This window comes from Pseudomonas sp. MF6396 (assembly GCF_002018915.1).
GTDB lineage: Bacteria > Pseudomonadota > Gammaproteobacteria > Pseudomonadales > Pseudomonadaceae > Aquipseudomonas > Aquipseudomonas palmensis.
This window is the reverse complement of record NZ_MVOK01000007.1, coordinates 216,917-235,701: the sequence shown is the minus strand read 5'-3', so window position 1 is coordinate 235,701 and position 18,785 is coordinate 216,917. Positions and strand designations below refer to the sequence as shown.

Below are 18,785 nucleotides of genomic sequence, written 5' to 3'. Positions count from 1 at the left end.
TTGCGGGCCTCTTCGCCGGCCAGGCCGGCTCCTACAAGGTTGCGCCGTCTGTAGGGGCCGGCCTTGCCGGCGAAGAGGCCAGCAGGTACACCCGCAATCGCTCGATGCTCTCGCGCCACGCACTGCCCACCGGCCACACCAGGTAGTAGGCATCCCCCGTCGCCATCGCCTGTTCGAACTGAGGTCGGGCTTGACCCGCGAAGTTTCTCAGGCCGGCAACTGCCCCAGCAGGTACACCCGTAGCCGCTCGATGCTCTCGCGTCACGCACTGCCCACCGGCCATACCAGGTAGTAGGCATTCCCCGTTGCCACCGCCTGTTCGAACTGAGGTCGGGCTTGAGGGCCTTATCGCGGGTCAAGCCCGCTCCCACAGGTACAGCGCCGTTCTCGAAACCAGCGCCGTACCTGTGGAAGCGGGCTTGACCCGCGAAGTTTTTCAGGCCGGCAACTGCCCCAGCAGGTACACCCGTAGCCGCTCGATGCTCTCGCGCCACGCACTGCCCACCGGCCACACCAGGTAGTAGGCATCCCCCGTTGCCACCGCCTGTTCGAACGGCAACGCCAGCCGCCCGGCGCGGACATCGTCGCTCACCAGCGCCAGGTCGCCGATCGACACGCCATGCCCGGCCATGGCCGCCGCAATCCCTTGCTCCAGCGTATCGAACAGCGTGCCGCGCTGCAGGTCGACCTGCTCGAGCAGGCCCGCCCCGCGCAGCCAGCGCTGCCAGTCCCGCCGGTCATTGGACGGGTGCAGCAACGCCACCCCGGCCAGCCGCTGCGCATCCCACACGCCTTCCCCCAGCAACCCCGGCGCACAGATCGGGATCAATCGCTCATCGAACAGCCTGCACACCTCGACCTGCCCACCGAACTGCCCATTGCCCAGCAGCACCGCGCAGTCGTAGGGCTCGCTGGCAAAATCCACGCTGTCGACGTCCATCCACACGCTTGCCAGCTGCACGGTGTCGGCCTGGGCGTAACGCTGGATGCAGCCCAGCAGCCAGCGCATGGTCAGGGTGGAGGGCGCCTTCAGGCGCAGGTGGCGCGAAGCGCTGCGAAACGGCTGGCAGGCCTGTTCGATCAGGGCAAAGCCCGCCCCCAGTTGCTCGGCCAGACGCCGCCCGGCATCGGTGAGGCGCAGGCGCGGGCCGTGGCGCTCGAACAGGCGGCAACCGAACTGGGCTTCCAGGGTGCGGATATGGCGGCTGATGGCGCTCTGGGTCAGCGCCAGCTCTTCCCCGGCGCGGGTGAACGAACAGGTACGCGCCGCCACTTCAAAGGCGCGCAGTGCATACAACGGGGGCAGACGTTCAACCATGCCAGGGGCAGTCCATGATGAGTATTTGTCGTAGTAGGGCAGAGCATTTTGCGTTTTTCAAGGGCCATGCAGCTGCGCACACTCTGCACCTGACCTGCATTGACGACAAAGGAGCCTCTTTTGAACACCACGCTGCTGTTGGCCTACCTGGGCACTGTACTCATTCTGATCGCCACCCCTGGGCCGGTGGTGGCGCTGGTGGTCGGCACCAGCGGGCGTTCGGGCACCGGGGCGGCCATACGCACGGCGCTGGGGGCCAATGCCGCCTCCCTGGTGCTGGTGGCCGCCGCTGCGCTGATCCTGGCCGGCAGCCTGGCACTCAGCCCGGTGGTTCTCAATGCGGTGGCGCTGGTGGGGTGCGTGTTCATGGCCTGGCTGGGGCTGGGGGCGCTGCGTGCGCCAGCCGTGGAGGATGCGCCGCCGCCCAGGGCAAGTGGCTGGTGGCACGGCTTTGCGGTGGGTATCGCCAACCCCAAGGACATTCTGTTCTTCGTGGCGTTCTTCCCGCAGTTCATCCACGTCACGGCCTCGTTCGGCACCAGCATCGGGGTGCTGACGGCGTTGTGGCTGGTGGTCGACCTGGGGGTGCTGGCGCTGTACATCGCGCTGATGCGCGGCGCCCTGGCGCAGCGGCACCGGGCGCTGGTGGCCCGGCTGTCGGGGCTGGTGCTGTTGCTGGTGGCGGTGGCCGGCGCTGTGTATTCGGCGCGGGCGCTGCTGGCCGCCTAGAGAGTGACCACGGCCTTGTCGCTGCCCTGGGCCTGTTGCAACAGCAGGCTCAGCTGCGCCACCTGACGCTGCAACTGGTCGCGTTCTTCCTTGAGGCGGCGCAGTTCGTCGCGGCGCACGCTCACGTAAAGGGTCTGGGGTGGGCTCGCTGACATCAAGGTTCCCATTGCACACCTCGCAATTGGTTTGGTACATGGTTTGAGCGTAGACGCTCGATCGGCCGCGATTCTGAATTCTTTTTCCTGTCATGGGAACTTTTTTGTTTATCGCTGTCGTGCCGTTGGTCGATGAAACCAACCCGGGCCTGCCTGGACTAACCTTGAAGGCCTGAGCAGGCTTTCTACACTTTACGGAGCATCGGCACATGCAACTGGGAATCGTGGGGCTGGGCCGCATGGGCGGCAATATTGCAAGGCGCCTGATGCGCGAGGGGCACCACACCGTGGTGCATGACCGCAACGCGCCCGCCATCGATACGCTGGTGGCCGAGGGCGCCACAGGCGCCGCCGACCTGGCCGCACTGGTGCAGCAACTGGACGCGCCGCGCGCGGTCTGGGTGATGCTGCCGGCGGGCGAGGCCACCGAGCAGACCATCGCGCAACTGGCCGACCTGCTGGAAGCGGACGATGTGATCATCGACGGCGGCAATACCTTCTACAAGGACGACATCCGCCGCGCCCAGCACCTGGCCGAGCGCCAGTTGCACTACGTGGACGTCGGCACCTCCGGTGGCGTGTGGGGCCTTGAGCGCGGCTACTGCATGATGATCGGCGGCGAGCAGGCGATTTTCGAACGCCTCGAGCCGCTGTTCGCCACCCTGGCACCGGGTGAGGGCGACATTCCACGTACCCGTGGCCGAACCGGCCCCAGCGAGCGCGCCGAAAAGGGCTATATCCATGCCGGGCCACCCGGCGCCGGGCATTTCGTCAAGATGATCCACAACGGCATCGAGTACGGCCTGATGCAGGCCTATGCCGAGGGCTTCGACATCCTCAAGACCAAGGCCAGCGAGAGCCTGCCGGCCGACCAGCGCTTCGACCTCAACCTGCCCGAAATCGCCGAGGTGTGGCGCCGCGGCAGCGTGGTCACCTCGTGGCTGCTGGACCTGACCGCCGATGCACTGGTGGCCGATCCGCAGCTGGGCAGCTACAGCGGCTCGGTGTCCGACAGCGGCGAAGGGCGCTGGACCATCGATGCGGCGGTGGAGCAGGCGGTGCCGGTACCGGTGTTGTCCAGCGCACTGTTCGCGCGCTTTCGTTCACGCCAGCAGCAGGGCACCTACGGTGACAAGCTGCTGTCGGCGATGCGCTTCGGTTTTGGTGGCCATGTCGAGAAGCCCGAATGAGTGAACACGACGTCGAAGCGGCACCAGCCTGTACCCTGTTCCTGTTTGGCGCCAATGGCGACCTGGTCAAACGCCTGCTGATGCCGGCGTTGTACAACCTGCACCGCGACGGCCTGCTGGACAAAGGCATGCGCATCGTCGGGGTCGACCACAACCCGGCCACCGACGGCGAATTTGCCGAGCGCCTGGAAACCTTCATGCGTGAACGCGACCAGGGCGAGGGCGCCACCCGGTGCCTGGACGACAAGCTGTGGAAGCGCCTGGCCAAGGGCATCGGCTACCTCACCGGCGACTTCATGGAGCCCTCCACCTACCAGGCCATCGCCGAGCGCATCGACAAGGGGCGCACCGGCAACGCGATCTTCTACCTGGCCACCTCGCCGCGTTTTTTCAGCGGCGTGGTGCAGCAACTGGGGGCGGCCGGGCTGCTGGACGAGGCCAACGGCTTTCGTCGGGTGGTGGTGGAGAAGCCCTTCGGTTCGGACCTGGCCAGCGCCGAGGCGCTGAACGCCTGCCTGCTCAAGGTGATGAGCGAAAAGCAGATCTACCGCATCGACCACTACCTGGGCAAGGAGACGGTACAGAACATCCTGGTCAGCCGTTTTTCCAACGGCCTGTTCGAGGCGTTCTGGAACAACCACTACATCGATCACGTGCAGATCACCGCTGCCGAGACGGTGGGCGTGGAAACCCGTGGCGCCTTCTACGACACCACCGGGGCACTGCGCGACATGGTGCCCAACCACCTGTTCCAGCTGCTGGCGATGGTGGCGATGGAGCCGCCCGCCGCCTTTGGCGCGGACGCGGTGCGCAGTGAAAAGGCCAAGGTGATCGGCGCGATTCGCCCGTGGTCCAAGGCCATGGCCCTGAAGAACTCGGTGCGCGGGCAGTACACCGCGGGCAAACAGGGGCGCAAGAAGCTGGCCGGCTACCGCGAAGAGCCACGGGTCGACCCCGATAGCCAGACCGAAACCTACGTGGCGCTCAAGGTGATGATCGACAACTGGCGCTGGGTGGGCGTGCCGTTCTACCTGCGCACCGGCAAGCGCATGAGCGTGCGTGACACCGAGATCGCCATCTGCTTCAAGCCGGCGCCCTATGCGCAGTTTCGCGACAGCGACGCCGAGCGGCCCAAGCCCAACTACCTGAAGATCCAGATCCAGCCCAACGAGGGCATGTGGTTCGACCTGCAGGCCAAGCGCCCGGGGCCGACCCTGGCCATGGAGAACGTCGAGCTGGGTTTTGCCTACAAGGACTTCTTCAAGATGCAGCCCTCCACGGGCTACGAGACCCTGATCTACGACTGCCTGACGGGCGACCAGACGCTGTTCCAGCGTGCCGACAACATCGAGAACGGCTGGCGTGCGGTGCAGCCGTTCCTGGACGCCTGGGCGCAGGGCGGTGAGGTGCAGCCGTATGCGGCCGGGGAAGACGGGCCGCAGGCGGCCGACGAACTGCTGGCCCGCGATCGGCGGGTCTGGCACAGCATTGGTTGACGGGAGGTTCATGACGGGCGCCATCGAAGACTACGCACTACTGGGCAATTGCCGCAGCGCAGCACTGGTGGGCCGTGACGGCTCGCTGGACTGGCTGTGCTTTCCACGCTTCGACTCGCCGGCCTGCTTTGCCGCGCTGCTGGGCGACGAAGAAAACGGGCGCTGGCAGATCGCGCCGCGCGAAGCGCCACTGGAGGTAACCCGCGAGTACCAGCAGGACACCCTGATCCTGCACACCACCTTCGTGACTGCCAGCGGCCGTGCGCGGCTGATCGACTGCATGCCGCTGGACGATGCGCACCACAGCGTGCTGCGCATCGTCGAGGGGCTGGAGGGCGAGGTGGCCTTCGACATGGACCTGGTGATGCGCTTCGACTATGGCAGCAGCGTGCCCTGGGTCGAGAAGCTCGACCCGCTGACCCTGACGGCGGTGGCAGGGCCGGACCGCCTGACCCTGCGCAGTACGGTAAGCACCCACGCACGCGATCACCATACCGGCAGCCGCTTCAGCGTGAAGGCCGGGCAGCGCCACACCTTCAGCCTGAGCCACCAGCCATCGCACCTGCCGTTGCAGCCGGCCTTCGAGCCGGAGCAGGCGCTGCTGGACACCGCGCACAAGTGGCGCGAGTTTGCTGCGCGCTGCCCGCAGGTGGGCGAGCACACGGCGCGGGTCAAGCGCTCGCTGATCACCCTCAAGGCGCTGACCTATGCACCCACCGGCGGCATCGTGGCCGCGGCCACCACCTCGCTGCCGGAGCACCTGGGTGGCGAGCGCAACTGGGATTACCGCTACTGCTGGCTGCGCGATGCCACCATGACCTTGCTGGCGTTCATGAACCTGGGCTACTTCGAGGAGGCCCAGGCCTGGCGCGAATGGCTGCTGCGCTCGGTGGCGGGCAACCCCGAGCAGATGCAGATCATGTACGGCCTGGCCGGCGAGCGCCGGCTGCCGGAGTACGAGCTGCCCTGGCTGGCCGGCTATGCCGGTTCGCAGCCGGTGCGGGTGGGCAATGCCGCGGCGGTGCAGCACCAGCTGGACATCTATGGCGAGGTGGCCGATGCGCTGTGTCAGGCGATGCGTGGCGGCCTGCCGCGCTTGCCGCGCAGTGCGGCGATCGGGCGGGTGATCATGCCGTACCTGGAGACCATCTGGCGCCAGCCCGACGAGGGCATCTGGGAGGTGCGCGGGCCGCAGCAGCATTTCACCCACTCCAAGGTGATGGCCTGGGTGGCGTTCGATCGGGCGGCCAGCCTGAGCGAGCCGACCGAGGAGGGCAAGGCCCAGGCTGCGCACTACCGCGAGGTGGCCGCGCAGATCCATCGCCAGGTGTGCGAGCAGGGCGTCGATGCGCAGCTGGGCTGTTTTGTGCAGGCCTATGGCTCGCAGGAGATGGACGCGAGCCTGCTGCAGATTGCCCTGACCGGTTTTCTGCCAGCCGACGACCCGAGGTTTCTGGCAACCCTGGCGCAGATCGAGAAGCGCCTGCTGCATGACGGGCTGGTGCGCCGCTACGACAGCGACAGCGGCTGCGATGGGCTGGCGCCGGGGGAGGGTACGTTTCTGGTGTGCTCGTTCTGGCTGGCGGACGTGTACGTGCTGCTGGGGCGCCAGCAAGAGGCCCAGGCGTTGTTCGAGCGCCTGTGCGGGCTGTGCAACGATGTGGGGCTGCTGGCCGAGCAGTACGACCCGCAAGGTGGCCGCATGCTGGGCAATTTCCCGCAGGCCTTCAGCCATATCGGCATCATCAACACGGCGTTGAACCTGCACCGGGCGCAGTGTCCGGTGCGCGACAGGGCCCGCTGCGGGTGACTGCGGTGGCCGCTTCGCCGGCAAGGTCGGCTCCTGCAGTGCAGGAGCAACAGCCCAGCCTTTGGCACAAGCGCCGCCTACGGTCTGCGATATAGTCCAGCCACCCCATCCCGCGTCAGCCCAAGGAGTGCCACGTGACCGACTACACCGCGTTCAAGGTCGAACTGTCGAACAGCATCGCCCACGTCCAGATCAACCGCCCGGAAAAGATCAACGCCATGAATGCCGCGTTCTGGAGCGAGATCGTCGAGATCTTCCAGTGGATCGACGAGACCGACGCGGTGCGCGTGGTGGTGATCAGCGGCGCCGGCAAGCATTTTTCTTCCGGCATCGACCTGATGCTGCTGGCCTCGGTGGCCAACGAAATGGGCAAGGACGTAGGCCGCAACGCGCGCCTGCTGCGGCGCAAGATCCTGCAGATGCAGGCCTCGTTCAATGCCGTGGATACTTGCCGCAAGCCGGTGCTGGCAGCCATCCAGGGCTACTGCCTGGGCGGCGCGATCGACCTGATCGCCGCCTGCGACATGCGCTACGCGGCTGCCGATGCGCAGTTCTCGATCAAGGAAATCGACATGGGCATGGCCGCCGACGTCGGCACCCTGCAGCGCCTGCCTCGCATCATCGGCGACGGCATGCTGCGCGAGCTGGCCTACACCGGGCGCACTGTCGGTGCCGACGAGGCGCGCCAGATCGGCCTGGTCAACCGCACCTTCGACGATCAGGCCAGCCTGCTGGACGGGGTCTTTGCGATTGCCGCCGAGATCGCGGGCAAATCCCCGATTGCCGTGGCCGGCACCAAGGAGATGCTCAGCTACATGCGCGATCACCGCATCGACGACGGGCTGGAATACATTGCCACTTGGAACGCTGCCATGTTGCAATCCACCGACCTGCGGGTGGCGATGGCCGCTAGCATGAGCAAACAGAAACCGCAGTTCGACGACTGAGCCCGGTCGCGAACCCTCAAGGAACGCAACATGTCAGCGCGCTGGACCACTGCAGTACTGGACCCCAACACCCCCGGCGGCCTGGCCGTCGCCCACTGTGCCGAGGGCTTTCTGGTGGACGCCAACGGCGCGCTGTTCCCGCGGGACTGGCTCAGGCGCCAGGACCTGGACGTGGTGTGCGAGCACGGCATCGGCCACTTCGACGGCCAGCCGGTGTTTCTGCTCGAACTGCGCTCGGCACAGGCGCCCCAGGGCTGCAGCTGGCGCGGCCTGCGCCAGTTCATGCTGGAAGGCGATTCCGATACCTACACCCTCCTCGGTTATGCCGCGCAGATCGCCACCTGGGCCCGCGAGCACCGCTTTTGCGGCAGTTGCGGGCAGGCGATGGTGCAGATCCAGTGGGAGCGCGCGATGTACTGCGCCGGCTGCGAGCTGCGCAGCTACCCGCGCATCTCGCCGAGCATGATCGTGCTGATCACCCGTGGCGACGAGATACTGCTGGCGCGCTCGCCACGCTTCGTGACCGGCGTGTACAGCACCCTGGCCGGGTTTGCCGAGCCGGGCGAGTCGGCCGAGGACTGCCTGGTGCGCGAGGTGCGTGAAGAGGTGGCGCTGGAGGTGAAGAACCTCCAGTACGTGGGCAGCCAGTGCTGGCCGTTCCCGCATTCGATGATGCTGGGCTTTCATGCCGAATACGCCGGCGGCGAGATCGTGATGCAGGCCGACGAGATCGAGGATGCCCAGTGGTTCAGCGTGCATGCGCTGCCGCCGTTGCCGGCGGGCCGCTCGATTGCGCGTTACCTGATCGACCTGTACGTGGCGCGCCGCCTAGGCCTGGCCGAACCAGTGCTGCCACGCTAGGCGCACGGTCAGGGCCAGCACCACGGTGATGAACACCGGGCGGATGAACTTGCTGCCGCCGCTGATGGCGGTGCGTGCGCCGAAGAACGCGCCGACCATCAGCGACGAGCCCATGGCCAGGCCCACCGCCCAGTCTACCTGGCCGGAGAAGATGAACACCGACAGTGCTGCGGCGTTGCTCACGAAGTTCATGCTGCGCGCCACGCCGCTGGCCTTGACCAGGTCGATGGGGTACAGCAGCAGGGTGCTGACGGTCCAGAACGCGCCGGTGCCCGGGCCGGCCACACCGTCATAGAAACCCAGGGTCAAGCCCTGGGGCAGTTGCCACTTCTTCTTGATCGGCGCATCGGCGTCCAGCGGCGCCTTGGGCGTGCCGCCGAACAGCAGGTAAACGCCGCAGGCAAACACCACCACCGGGAGCATCTTGTTCAGCCATTCGGCCGGCAGGTAGTGGGCAACGATGGCGCCGATGAAGGCCCCTACCAGGGTACCGACCAGGGCGTGTCGCCACTGTGCGGGGTGGAACAGCTTGCGCCGGTAGTAGGTGAAGCCGGCGGTGGCCGAGCCGAAGGTGGAGCTGAGCTTGTTGGTGCCCAGCACCAGGTGCGGCGGCATGCCGGCGGTGAGCAGGGCGGGGGTGGTGAGCAGGCCGCCGCCGCCGGCGATGGCGTCGATGAACCCGGCCACGAAGGCCACGGCGGCAAGAATGGCTAGGGTGGTGAGATCTACGCTGAGTTCGAAGGGCATGGTGTTGGGCTTATTCGACTGGGGCGCAGAACGGTAAAGCTGCGCCTGAGGGGCGCTATGGTAAAGGAGATGGTGCGTGCCTGTCAGGGCCCTATCGCGGGTCAAGCCCGCTCCCACAGAAATAGCGGTGATCCTTGTGGGAGCGGGCTTGACCCGCTATGCGGTATCAGGACAGGAACCCCCCATCCACATTCAACGCCGTACCGGTGGTGTAGCTGGACGCATCGCTGGCCAGGTACAGCACCGCGCCCGCCATCTCCTTCGGATCGGCCACGCGCTTGAGCGGGATCTGCTGCAGCGCCGTGTTCAGGATCGCTTCGTTCTTGACCAGCGCCGAGGCGAACCTGGTGTCGGTCAGCCCCGGCAGCAGCGCATTGCAGCGGATGCCAAAGGGGGCGCATTCCTTGGCGAACACCTTGGTCATGTTGATCACCGCCGCCTTGGTCACCGAGTAGATCCCCTGGAACACCCCCGGCGATACGCCATTGATCGACGCCACGTTGATGATGCTGCCGCCGCCGTTTTCGCGCATCAGCTTGCCGGCCTCGACCGACATGAAGAAGTAGCCGCGGATGTTCACGTCGACGGTCTTCTGGAAGGCGCTCAGGTCGGTGTCCAGCACGTTGCAGAACTGCGGGTTGGTGGCGGCATTGTTGACCAGGATGTCCAGGCGCCCGAACTGCTCGCGAATGCCGGCGAACACCGCGCCGATCTGTTCCATCTCGCCAATGTGGCAGGCCACCGCCGTGGCCTTGCCGCCGGCGGCGATGATCGCGTCGGCCACGTGCTGGCAGCCGTCGAGCTTGCGGCTGGACACGATCACATGGGCACCCTGCTGGGCCAGCAGGTGGGCAATCGCCTCGCCGATGCCGCGGCTGGCGCCGGACACGAAGGCGATCTTGCCGTCGAGGTCGAACAACTGGGTCTTGGACATGGGGCGGGTTCCTTGTAGTTGTAGGGCGTCAGAGCGTGGATTTGCCGATGACCTGCAGGCTCATGTGCTCCAGCAGCTTGTTCATGTGCACGAACTGGGCGAAGCGCTTGTCCTGGGTCTGGCCATGGAAGAAGCGGTAGTAGATCTGCTGCACGATGCCGGCCAGGCGGAACAGGCCGTAGGTGTAGTAGAAGTCGAAGTTGTCGATCTGCAGCCCGGCACGTTCGGCGTAGTAGTCGACGAACTGGCGTCGGGTGAGCATGCCCGGTGCGTTGCTCGGCTGGCGACGCATCAGCTGCACGGGCGCAGGGTCGCCGGCTTCGATCCAGTAGGCCAGGGTATTGCCCAGGTCCATCAGCGGGTCGCCGAGGGTGGTCATTTCCCAGTCCAGCACGCCGATGATGCGCATGGGGTTGTCGGCGTCGAGGATCACGTTGTCGAAGCGGTAGTCGTTGTGCACGATGGCGGGGCGTGGGTGGTCGGCCGGCATCTTCTCGCGCAGCCAGGCGATCACCGCTTCCCAGCGCGGCGCATCCGGGGTCAGGGCCTTTTCATAACGTGCGCTCCAGCCTTCGATCTGGCGCTGCACATAGCCTTCGGGCTTGCCCAGGTCGGCCAGGCCGCAGGCGGTGTAGTCCACCTGGTGCAGCTCGACCAGGCGGTCGATGAAGCTCTTGCACAGGGCTTCGGTGCGCTGGCTGTCCAGGCCCAGCTCGGGGGGCAGGTCCGAGCGCAGGATGATGCCCTTGACCCGGTCCATCACGTAGAACTCGCCGCCGATCAGCGATTCGTCGGTGCAGTGCACGTAGGCCTTGGGGCAATAGGGGAAGCCGCTGTTGAGCTGGTTGAGGATGCGAAACTCGCGGCCCATGTCGTGGGCCGACTTGGCCTTTTGCCCGAACGGCGGGCGGCGCAGCACGAACTCGCGGTCCGGGTATCTGAGCAGGTAGGTGAGGTTGGACGCGCCACCGGGGAACTGGCTGATCACCGGCGTGCCGCTCAGGCCCGGAATGCTGGCCTTGAGATAAGGGTCGATGAGGGCGGCATCGAGTTCTTCGCCGGGGCGAACCTGGGTCGACTGGTCGGTGAGCGTCATGCTTTTCCCTTATTCTGAAAGTCGCTGATTATTGTTTAATCTAATTCTCGTGGATAAACCGAACAAGTGTTTGACTGTGTTATAGGCCAGCGTGTTGCACCACGATCACCACCCCTGATGCCGGGCGAAAAAAAACCGAAGCACAAGGCTTCGGTTCTGGTCGGCATCAGCGCAAGGCTCAGGCCGGGAACAGCTCGCTGAGTTTCATCGACAGCATCATGTCGCCTTCGACGCGCAGCTTGCCGCCCATGAAGGCCTGCATGCCGTCGGTTTCGCCGCTGACGATGCCCTTGAGGGTTTCGCTGTCCAGCACCAGGGTGCAGTTGGCGTCAGGGTTTTCGCCTTCCTGCAGGTCGCAGGTACCGTCCTTGACGATCAGCGAGAAGTGCTTGTCTTCGTCGGTGATGTTGAAGCCGAACACCAGGTCCAGGCCGGCAGCGGCGGCAGGGTTGAACTTCTCTTGCATGGCTTGAACGGCTTTAGCTACGTCGGTCATGGTGTATTCCTTATTAAGTGATGTAAGCGACCCTGGGGCCGCAACAGGCCGGTGCTCATCGGTAGGTGATGAGCGCCGGCACCCTCAGCAACTGCACGTGGGCCTGGTTGTTGAAGGAAGCCAGCGCCACCTCGCGGCCACGAAACTTCAGCTGGCTGAGCGAGGTGTTGACGATCTGCCAGTTCAGCGCGAACGCCTGGCTGGGGCTGATGCCGGTGATCAGGTGGAGCAGGGCGGTGATGGTGCCGCCGGAGGTGAAGATGGCAATGTTGTCGCCTTGCCCGGCCTCGCGCAGCAGGCGTTGCAGGCCGTCGTGCACCTGCTCGACGAAGGCCTGCCAGCTTTGCAGGCCGTCGACATCGTGCTCGCCGCCGTGCCAGCGCTGCACCAGCAGGGCGAACAGGCGCTGGAACTCGCTGCGGTTGTCGCGGGCATTGCGCAGGATGTGCAGCGCCTCGGGCTCGTCCGGCAGCAGGCCGGGCAGCAGCGCGCGGATGACGGCGTCGGCGTCGAATTCGTTGAAGGCAGGGTCGGTTTCCAGGCTGGGTACCGCGCTGCCGGCAGCCTGCAGGCGGGCCAGGGCCAGGCGGGCGGTGTGCTGTTGGCGGCGCAGGTCGCCGGCCACGCAGCGATCCAGGCGCAGGCCCAGCTGGGCGAGGTGATCGCCCAGTGCTTCGCTCTGGGCAATGCCGGTCGGCGACAACACGTCGTAGTCGTCGGCACCAAAGGAGGCCTGGCCATGTCGAATGAGGTAGATGCTGCCCACGTCGTATGCCTGGAGTGAAGGTTCTGGCGAGGGTAGGTGGCCGATGGCGGCCTGTCAACGAAAAAACATACAAGCGTTTGAAAAGGTCGTTTGAACTGCGTTTCGGGGCGTTGCCCACGCTGGTGGAGGCGTGGCCGCGCCGGTATGCTTGGGCCACGTTTGGCGCCGTACGGGCGCAGACATGTTAAGGAGCTACTGTGGATTTTCTTGCTGAATACGCCAGCTTTCTGGCCAAGACCGCGACCCTGGTGATCGCGCTCCTGGTGGTGTTGTCGGCCATTGCCGGGTTGCGCGGCAAGGGCCGGCGCAAGGCCGGGGGGCAGTTGCATGTGACTCGCCTCAACGATTTCTACAAGGACCTGCGCGAGCGCCTGGAGTCGGGTCTGCTCGACAAGGCCCAGCTCAAGGCCCTGCGCAAGCAGCAGGCCAAGCGCGACAAGCAGCAGAAGAAAAAGCCCGAGGACAAGCCGCGGGTGTTCGTGCTGGATTTCGACGGCGACATCAAGGCCTCGGCCACCGAGAGCCTGCGCAATGAAATCACCGCGCTGCTGACCCTCGCCACGCCCAAGGACGAAGTGGTACTGCGCCTTGAAAGCGGTGGCGGCATGGTGCACAGCTACGGCCTGGCGTCCTCGCAGCTGGCGCGTATCCGCCAGGCCGGCGTGCCGCTGACGGTGTGCATCGACAAGGTGGCGGCCAGCGGCGGCTACATGATGGCCTGCATCGGTGACAGGATCGTCAGTGCGCCCTTCGCCATTCTGGGCTCCATCGGGGTGGTGGCGCAGTTGCCCAACGTCAACCGCCTGCTGAAAAAGCACGATGTCGACTTCGAGGTGTTCACGGCGGGTGAGTACAAGCGCACCGTGACCGTGTTTGGCGAAAACACCGAGAAGGGCCGCGAGAAGTTCCAGGAAGACCTGGACGTGACCCATCAGCTGTTCAAGGATTTCGTCTCGCGTTACCGCCCGCAGTTGCACATCGATGAGGTGGCCACCGGCGAGGTCTGGCTGGGTGTGGCGGCATTGAACAAGCAACTGGTGGACGAGCTGCGCACCAGTGACGAATACCTGAGCGAACGCGCTCGCGATTCGAACCTGTATCACCTGCATTTTGCCGAACGCAAGAGCCTGCAGGAGCGCGTTGGCCTGGCTGCCAGCGCCTCCATCGAGAACACCCTGGTGGGCTTGTGGAGCCGTCTGGGCCGCTGGCGCTGAGCAATATGTAGCACTTCACCTGCGTCATGATGGGGTCTGCTTGGGGTTCAATCTACCCCGAGGACCATCATGACCACTCCCACCGATTCCACCCACACCTATGTCACCCCGGGGCCGCATGGCCCCTTCATCCATCAGCGCATGCCTGACTGGCTCAAGCACTCCACCCCTGCAAGTTTCGCGGTCCTGAGCCGGCCCTGGGGCGCCGAACAGCACCAGGGCGCAGGGGATGCGCCGGCGCCCTGGTTCAGCAATGCCCGCGAGGACCAGCGCCAGGCACTGCTCGCCTGCCAGCAGCGCGCCCGCGCCTGCGCCGACGCGTTGGCGCGTACCCTGCGCCCCCTCAAAGGCATCGTCGAGTTCGCCGAGCCGCTGCTCAAGGCCAGGCTCAAGCGCGACTTGCAGCGCGACGACGACGTCAACACCCACGAATTCGTGCACGTCACCCACGACACCGAACTGCTGGGCGCGCTGGTGCGCGTGGTGCCCAGGCGCCAGAGCCTGCTGCAGGCGGCACTGCAGAACTTTGCCCGGGATGCCGAATTCGACGACGGTACGGCCCTGGCGGCCAAGGGCGCATTTTCCATGACGCTGGTACCTGGCAGCGAGCACGCGCCGCGCTATCGCTACGTTTACAGCAGCAAGCTGGCGGTGGCCCCGCGCGACTTTGCCCGCGTGTGCCATGAGCTGGACCTGGGCAAGCAGTACCAGGACCACCTGGCTGTGGTGTACGAGGCGCCGGCCACCCATGATCGGGTTCGCCGGCAGTCCATCGAGGCCTACAAGGCGCGCCTGCGCGTGCGCACCTGGATTGCGGCGATGAAGGGCGAGATTGGCGAGGCTGCCCGCAGCGCCTTGCTCGGCTGGCTCGATGGCACCGGTGCCGCCCAGTACAACGGCAAGCCCCTGGTGTTCAGCACCCTGGAAATGTTCGGCATTGGCTTGTCCGGTATCTGGGTGGCCAGTGCCGACCGCCTGCTCAGCGAGCAGACCGAGCCTGTGCTGGTGTATGTGCCTGGCGCGCCCCTGTACCCGCTCAAGGAATACCCGAGCATCGAGGCGTTCAAGCGCGACCTGCGCATCAACCTGATTTCGCCCGCCTATCAGCAGGCCATGCGCGGTTGTGTGGCACGGGCCGATGAAGAGCGCTTCTTCGGGCTGCTGGAAAGCAATCTGTTTCACCTGGTCGATGGCCAGCACGGGCTGCTGGAGCGCCAGCCCAACCTGGAGGCGGACCTGTACCTGCGTGAACACCGGGTGGAAGAAGACCTGTTCGAGTTGCAGCATCGACGCCTGATCGAGAAGGCCAAGGCTGATGCGCGGCACCTGGCCGTGCCCAGTGCCGACGCGGACGAAGCGGCCCGCGAGGCGCGCCTGGCGTACTGGGAAAGCATCGGTCTGAACGTGCTCAACAGCGCCGCCTTCTTCGTACCCGGGCTGGGGGAGGTGATGGCGGTGGTGGCGGCCGGCCAGTTGATCGGGGAGGTGGTCGAGGGCATCGAAGACTGGGAGGTGGGTGATCGCGAGCTGGCCATGGCGCACCTGCAGTCGGTGGCACTGAACATTGCATTCGCCGTGGGCCTGGGGCTTGCCCTCAAGCCGTTGGCCGTCGGGCCGGGCAGCGAGTTGCTGGAAGGCACAGTCCAGATCAGGCTGGCCAACGGGCAGTACCGGCTGTGGAAGCCGCAGCTGGAGCCCTATGCCGCGGATGTCGATCTGTCGGGGGTCGTGCCGGACCTTCAGGGGCGCTACCGCGTGGGCGACAAGACCTACATCCGTGTGCAGGGCCGCGCCTACGAGGTGGTCGGCACCGAAGCGGGCCAGTACCAGGTCCGCCATCCTCGCGATGACGCCTATCAGCCGCCGGTGGTGCACAACGGCGCCGGGGCCTGGCGCCTCGAGGCCGAAGACCCGCAGCAGTGGGAGGGCCTGACGTTGTGGCGGCGCCTGGGCCATCTGGTGGACGGCATGGGTGACGAGGACCTGCTGAACATGGCCGCCATCACCGGCATCGACGAGGCCCGCCTGCGCCGCCTGCACAGCAACAACGAGCCTTTGCCGGCGTTGCTCGGCGACAGCCTGGTGCGCTGGCAGATGAGCCGCAGGGTAACGGACGTGATTGCGGCCATGCGCGACGGGCAACCACTGGCCACCGAGCTCGATGCCTTGCCCCTGGCCTTGCTCACACGCATGCCGGGTTGGCCGGCCGGCGTGCTGGTGCGGGTGATGGAGGACGGGCAGCTGGTCAAGGAGTACGGTACGCCGCTGAGCGCCGACAACCGGACCCTGTCGATCACGCGCCAGGAACTGGTCGACGGTCACTTCCTGACAACGCTGCTGCAGGGCTTGACCGAACAGGAAGAGAAGGCCCTGTTCGGCCCCTACCTGGCCAGGACCGAGGCTGGTCGCCTGACGCAATTGCGTGAAGCCTATGCCCGTTACGCCAGCGTCAACCGCAGCCAGGTGTTCGACAGCCTCTACCGCGCCGACCCGGTGCAGGAGGTGGCGGGCATGGCGGTGGTACGCAAGCAGTATGCCGGGCTGGCGTGGCGGCAGGCCAGAGAGCTGGTCGAGAGTGCCAGCGTCAGCGAGCGAGCGCAGCTCACCGCCAACCCGCCGCGGGTGCCGTTGCGCCTGGCCGAACAGGCCCGCTGGCTGGTGGAGCAGGCGCGCGTGGTGCGTGCCCGTGAGGGCCTCTACCTGGGCTACACCGATCGCCTGGACTGCCTGAAGGTTGCCATGGACCAGTTGCAGGCCTTGCCGGGTTGGTCTGGCGATGTGCTGTTGCAGGTGCGTGAGGGCAGCCCGTGGGGCGATGAGCTCAAGGCGGTCGGGAGCAGCACGGCCACCGGCACCAAGCGTATTCTCGCGCGGCTGGACGAAGGCTATCAGGCCTATGACAGCGAGCATAACGCGCTGGGCGGGGTGGAGCCGTTGTGCGCCGCCATGCTGCATGCGCTGCCCGACAGCGAGCGCGTGCTGCTGGGCCTGAACATCAACCAGGCCGACGCGTTGCGCCTGATGTTGGCCGAGAATGCCGCCAAGGATACGGCTGCGGTGCGTAGCAGCATCGGCGTGCGTCCGCGCACGCGCTGGTTCAAGCCGCCAATGCGCATGCTCGATGGCCAGATCGGTTACCCGCTCAGTGGCCGGCGCCCGTTCGGCAGGCCGCAGACGCCGATGCAGAGGGTCCGGGCGCTGTACCCCGACCTGGCGGTGGACGAGGTGCAGGCCTTTTTGCAGGAGCTAGGCGAGGGGCTCAGTGAGGAGGAGCTGCTGGTCAAGCTTGAGGGGCGTCGCCAGGAACTGTTCAAGCTGATCGATGAACTGACCGCCTGGCGCAACGATCAGTCCGTGAGTTTCGCCACCCGTCGCCACCGGGAGGTGGCGGCCGATCGCATCGAGCGTTGCTGGCGGCGCCAGACCAGCCCGGTGGTAACCTTTGAAGGGCGAACCGTCGGCTACACCCTCAACCTGTCGGAGACGCGCCTTGAAGGTCTGCCGATTCTGAGTGCCGATTTCAGCCATGTGGCGTCGCTGTTCATGCGCGACATGCAGTTGAGCGAATTGCCCGAAGCCTTTGTCGAGCAGTTTGCCAATACGCGCTGGCTCAACCTTTCCAACAACCTGTTCAGCACCCTGCCTGCCGCGCTGGAAGCCATACCGCGCATCACCCGGCTGACGTTCAGCTACAACAGCCTGGTCATGGATGCTGCTGCCAATGCGGTGCTGGCCAAACTGGTTCGCCTGAGAATCCTCAACCTGGACCATAACCCGTTGATAACCGCGCCCGATGTTTCGACCCTGGTCGACCTGCGCGGGCTCAGGCTGCAGCACACGGGCATCAGTACCTGGCCGACCGGCCTGATGGACCTTGACATGCTCGAAGAGGTCGACCTGCGCGCCAACAACATTCAGGTGGTGCCGCAGGACGTGCTGGCGCCCTCAGCCGAGCGTGTCGATCGGGTGTTGAGGATCAATCGGGTCACCAGCCTGCACGGCAACCCGATCGATGCCGACAGCCAGGTCAGGCTGACGGTCTATCGTCAGCGCACGCGTATCAGCTTTGGCGTGACGCCGAACCTGCGCGTCCATTTTGCGCCCGAGCCGATGGCTGCCGGTGCCACGGCCTGGCTTGCCGGTGCAGATGCGGTGCAGGCGGCCGAACTGCAGGCGATGTGGGATGCGCTCAAGGCCGAACCGGGCACCGGCGAACTGTTCCGGCTGTTCGATGACCTGGGGGAGACGTCCGATTTTCGCGAGACCTACGACGACCTCAAGCAGCGGGTGTGGGCGCTGATCAAGGCAGTGAGCGCCAACACGGCGCTGCGCGAGGAGGTACTGCAGACCCTGGACAGCGTGCGCAATTGTGGCGATGCGGTGATCCTGGTGTTCAGCCAGCTTGAGGTGCAGGTGCTGATCAACCACGCCCTGGCGCTGGGTACCCAGCTGGGTGCCGAGTGGTCACTGATGAAGCTGGCGCGCGGATTGTATCGTCTGGAGCAGGTCGAGCTGATTGCCCGGCGCGTCATCGATGCACGTGTGCGTGCTGGCACGGTGGTGGACGAGGTCGAAGTGCGACTGGCTTACCGTACCGCGCTGACCGAGCCGCTCGAACTGCCGGGGCAGCCCAACACCATGCGCTACCGAGCCACTGCCCAGGTCACCGATGCCGATATCAAGGCTGCGCAGAAGGAGATCGAGGAGGGCGAGACGCCGGCAGTGCTCAAGGCTTCGATTGCCCAGCGCGACTTCTGGGTCAGCTACCTGAAGGTGCAGTATGCCGAGCGCTACCAGCGCATCGCCAAGCCGCTGCATGCCCGCATGGAGGCCTTGCAGGCAGATGCCGATGCCGGGCACATCACCGAAGCGGCGTACCTGCGCCAGAGCCACGTACTGCAAGCCAACCTGGCCAAGGAGGAGAAAAAGTTGCTGGAGACGCTGACGGCAGAAATCTGGAACAGCGTGCCTGACCAGGTCACCCGGTTGTAAATTCGACGCCACAAAAAAAGGCCCCGCAAGGGGC

General features: G+C 65.8%; 15 protein-coding genes and 1 pseudogene. 8 read left to right on the top strand and 8 right to left on the bottom strand.

Annotated features, from left to right (window positions below; translation table 11 throughout):
* Positions 1-31: 31 nt before the first annotated feature.
* A complete protein-coding gene (locus MF6396_RS29210; RefSeq protein WP_274521381.1) occupies positions 32-166 on the bottom strand; it encodes a hypothetical protein in 135 nt (44 codons plus the stop codon).
* A gap of 270 nt (positions 167-436) precedes the next feature.
* Positions 437-1,318, bottom strand: coding sequence for a LysR family transcriptional regulator (locus MF6396_RS09945; RefSeq protein WP_078480209.1), 882 nt, complete (start codon positions 1,316-1,318; stop codon positions 437-439).
* 120 nt (positions 1,319-1,438) lie between these two features.
* Between MF6396_RS09945 and MF6396_RS09940 the strand changes: the two genes are divergently transcribed.
* Entirely contained in the window at positions 1,439-2,047 is a 609-nt protein-coding gene (locus MF6396_RS09940; protein ID WP_078480208.1) for a LysE family translocator, read from the top strand.
* Here the strand turns inward: MF6396_RS09940 and MF6396_RS28785 are convergent.
* Positions 2,044-2,214, bottom strand: a complete 171-nt coding sequence (locus tag MF6396_RS28785) for a DUF6026 family protein (protein WP_221181553.1) — start codon at positions 2,212-2,214, stop codon at positions 2,044-2,046. The two genes, MF6396_RS09940 and MF6396_RS28785, sit on opposite strands and share 4 nt — an antisense overlap.
* 191 nt (positions 2,215-2,405) lie before the next feature.
* Here MF6396_RS28785 and gnd point away from each other — a divergent pair.
* The 5 genes and pseudogenes from gnd to nudC all read left to right on the top strand — a co-directional run.
* Positions 2,406-3,392 (top strand): annotated as a pseudogene (gene gnd / locus MF6396_RS09935) (phosphogluconate dehydrogenase (NAD(+)-dependent, decarboxylating)); the annotation flags it as partial.
* Positions 3,389-4,888 carry a glucose-6-phosphate dehydrogenase gene (gene zwf, locus MF6396_RS09930; RefSeq protein WP_054915455.1) on the top strand — a complete coding sequence of 500 codons (1,500 nt, stop codon included), beginning with the start codon at positions 3,389-3,391 and terminating at the stop codon, positions 4,886-4,888. The pseudogene gnd and the gene zwf, both read left to right, overlap by 4 nt.
* 10 nt (positions 4,889-4,898) lie before the next feature.
* Positions 4,899-6,698 (top strand): glycoside hydrolase family 15 protein, encoded by a 1,800-nt coding sequence (locus tag MF6396_RS09925; protein WP_054915454.1) that lies wholly within the window; start codon positions 4,899-4,901, stop codon positions 6,696-6,698.
* Between the two features lie 134 nt (positions 6,699-6,832).
* Positions 6,833-7,645, top strand: coding sequence for a crotonase/enoyl-CoA hydratase family protein (locus tag MF6396_RS09920; protein ID WP_043859926.1), 813 nt, complete (start codon positions 6,833-6,835; stop codon positions 7,643-7,645).
* A 30-nt stretch (positions 7,646-7,675) separates the two neighbouring features.
* Positions 7,676-8,506 carry an NAD(+) diphosphatase gene (gene nudC, locus MF6396_RS09915; protein WP_058541138.1) on the top strand — a complete coding sequence of 277 codons (831 nt, stop codon included), beginning with the start codon at positions 7,676-7,678 and terminating at the stop codon, positions 8,504-8,506.
* Here the strand turns inward: nudC and MF6396_RS09910 are convergent.
* The 5 genes from MF6396_RS09910 to MF6396_RS09890 form a co-directional block, all read right to left on the bottom strand.
* Positions 8,474-9,253, bottom strand: a complete 780-nt coding sequence (locus MF6396_RS09910; protein ID WP_043859924.1) for a TSUP family transporter — start codon at positions 9,251-9,253, stop codon at positions 8,474-8,476. The genes nudC and MF6396_RS09910 overlap by 33 nt on opposite strands.
* Before the next feature lie 166 nt (positions 9,254-9,419).
* Positions 9,420-10,187 carry an SDR family oxidoreductase gene (locus MF6396_RS09905; protein ID WP_043859923.1) on the bottom strand — a complete coding sequence of 256 codons (768 nt, stop codon included), beginning with the start codon at positions 10,185-10,187 and terminating at the stop codon, positions 9,420-9,422.
* A 28-nt stretch (positions 10,188-10,215) separates the two neighbouring features.
* The gene (locus tag MF6396_RS09900; RefSeq protein ID WP_078480207.1) at positions 10,216-11,283 is read right to left on the bottom strand and encodes a phosphotransferase family protein; all 1,068 of its coding nucleotides are present in this window, start codon (positions 11,281-11,283) and stop codon (positions 10,216-10,218) included.
* A gap of 178 nt (positions 11,284-11,461) precedes the next feature.
* On the bottom strand, positions 11,462-11,779 hold the full coding sequence (locus tag MF6396_RS09895) for an SCP2 sterol-binding domain-containing protein (protein ID WP_043859921.1): 318 nt from the start codon (positions 11,777-11,779) through the stop codon (positions 11,462-11,464).
* Positions 11,780-11,834: 55 nt separating this feature from the next.
* Complete coding sequence (locus MF6396_RS09890; RefSeq protein WP_078480206.1) at positions 11,835-12,545, bottom strand: histidine phosphatase family protein; 711 nt, start codon at positions 12,543-12,545, stop codon at positions 11,835-11,837.
* A 197-nt stretch (positions 12,546-12,742) separates the two neighbouring features.
* Here MF6396_RS09890 and sohB point away from each other — a divergent pair, with 197 nt between their 5' ends.
* Positions 12,743-13,759, top strand: coding sequence for a protease SohB (gene sohB / locus MF6396_RS09885; RefSeq protein ID WP_054915449.1), 1,017 nt, complete (start codon positions 12,743-12,745; stop codon positions 13,757-13,759).
* Positions 13,760-13,828: 69 nt separating this feature from the next.
* Positions 13,829-18,751 carry an NEL-type E3 ubiquitin ligase domain-containing protein gene (locus tag MF6396_RS09880; protein ID WP_078480205.1) on the top strand — a complete coding sequence of 1,641 codons (4,923 nt, stop codon included), beginning with the start codon at positions 13,829-13,831 and terminating at the stop codon, positions 18,749-18,751.
* The last annotated feature ends 34 nt before the right edge of the window (positions 18,752-18,785 follow it).

Excerpts from the sequence above, each read along its gene's own strand:
- MF6396_RS29210 (WP_274521381.1), bottom strand. The coding sequence starts at position 166 with ATGGCGACGGGGGATGCCTACTACCTGGTGTGGCCGGTGGGCAGTGCG.
- MF6396_RS09945 (WP_078480209.1), bottom strand. The coding sequence starts at position 1,318 with ATGGTTGAACGTCTGCCCCCGTTGTATGCACTGCGCGCCTTTGAAGTG.
- MF6396_RS28785 (WP_221181553.1), bottom strand. The coding sequence starts at position 2,214 with ATGGGAACCTTGATGTCAGCGAGCCCACCCCAGACCCTTTACGTGAGC.
- zwf (WP_054915455.1), top strand. The coding sequence starts at position 3,389 with ATGAGTGAACACGACGTCGAAGCGGCACCAGCCTGTACCCTGTTCCTG.
- MF6396_RS09925 (WP_054915454.1), top strand. The coding sequence starts at position 4,899 with ATGACGGGCGCCATCGAAGACTACGCACTACTGGGCAATTGCCGCAGC.
- nudC (WP_058541138.1), top strand. The coding sequence starts at position 7,676 with ATGTCAGCGCGCTGGACCACTGCAGTACTGGACCCCAACACCCCCGGC.
- MF6396_RS09910 (WP_043859924.1), bottom strand. The coding sequence starts at position 9,253 with ATGCCCTTCGAACTCAGCGTAGATCTCACCACCCTAGCCATTCTTGCC.
- MF6396_RS09905 (WP_043859923.1), bottom strand. The coding sequence starts at position 10,187 with ATGTCCAAGACCCAGTTGTTCGACCTCGACGGCAAGATCGCCTTCGTG.
- MF6396_RS09900 (WP_078480207.1), bottom strand. The coding sequence starts at position 11,283 with ATGACGCTCACCGACCAGTCGACCCAGGTTCGCCCCGGCGAAGAACTC.
- MF6396_RS09895 (WP_043859921.1), bottom strand. The coding sequence starts at position 11,779 with ATGACCGACGTAGCTAAAGCCGTTCAAGCCATGCAAGAGAAGTTCAAC.
- MF6396_RS09880 (WP_078480205.1), top strand. The coding sequence starts at position 13,829 with ATGACCACTCCCACCGATTCCACCCACACCTATGTCACCCCGGGGCCG.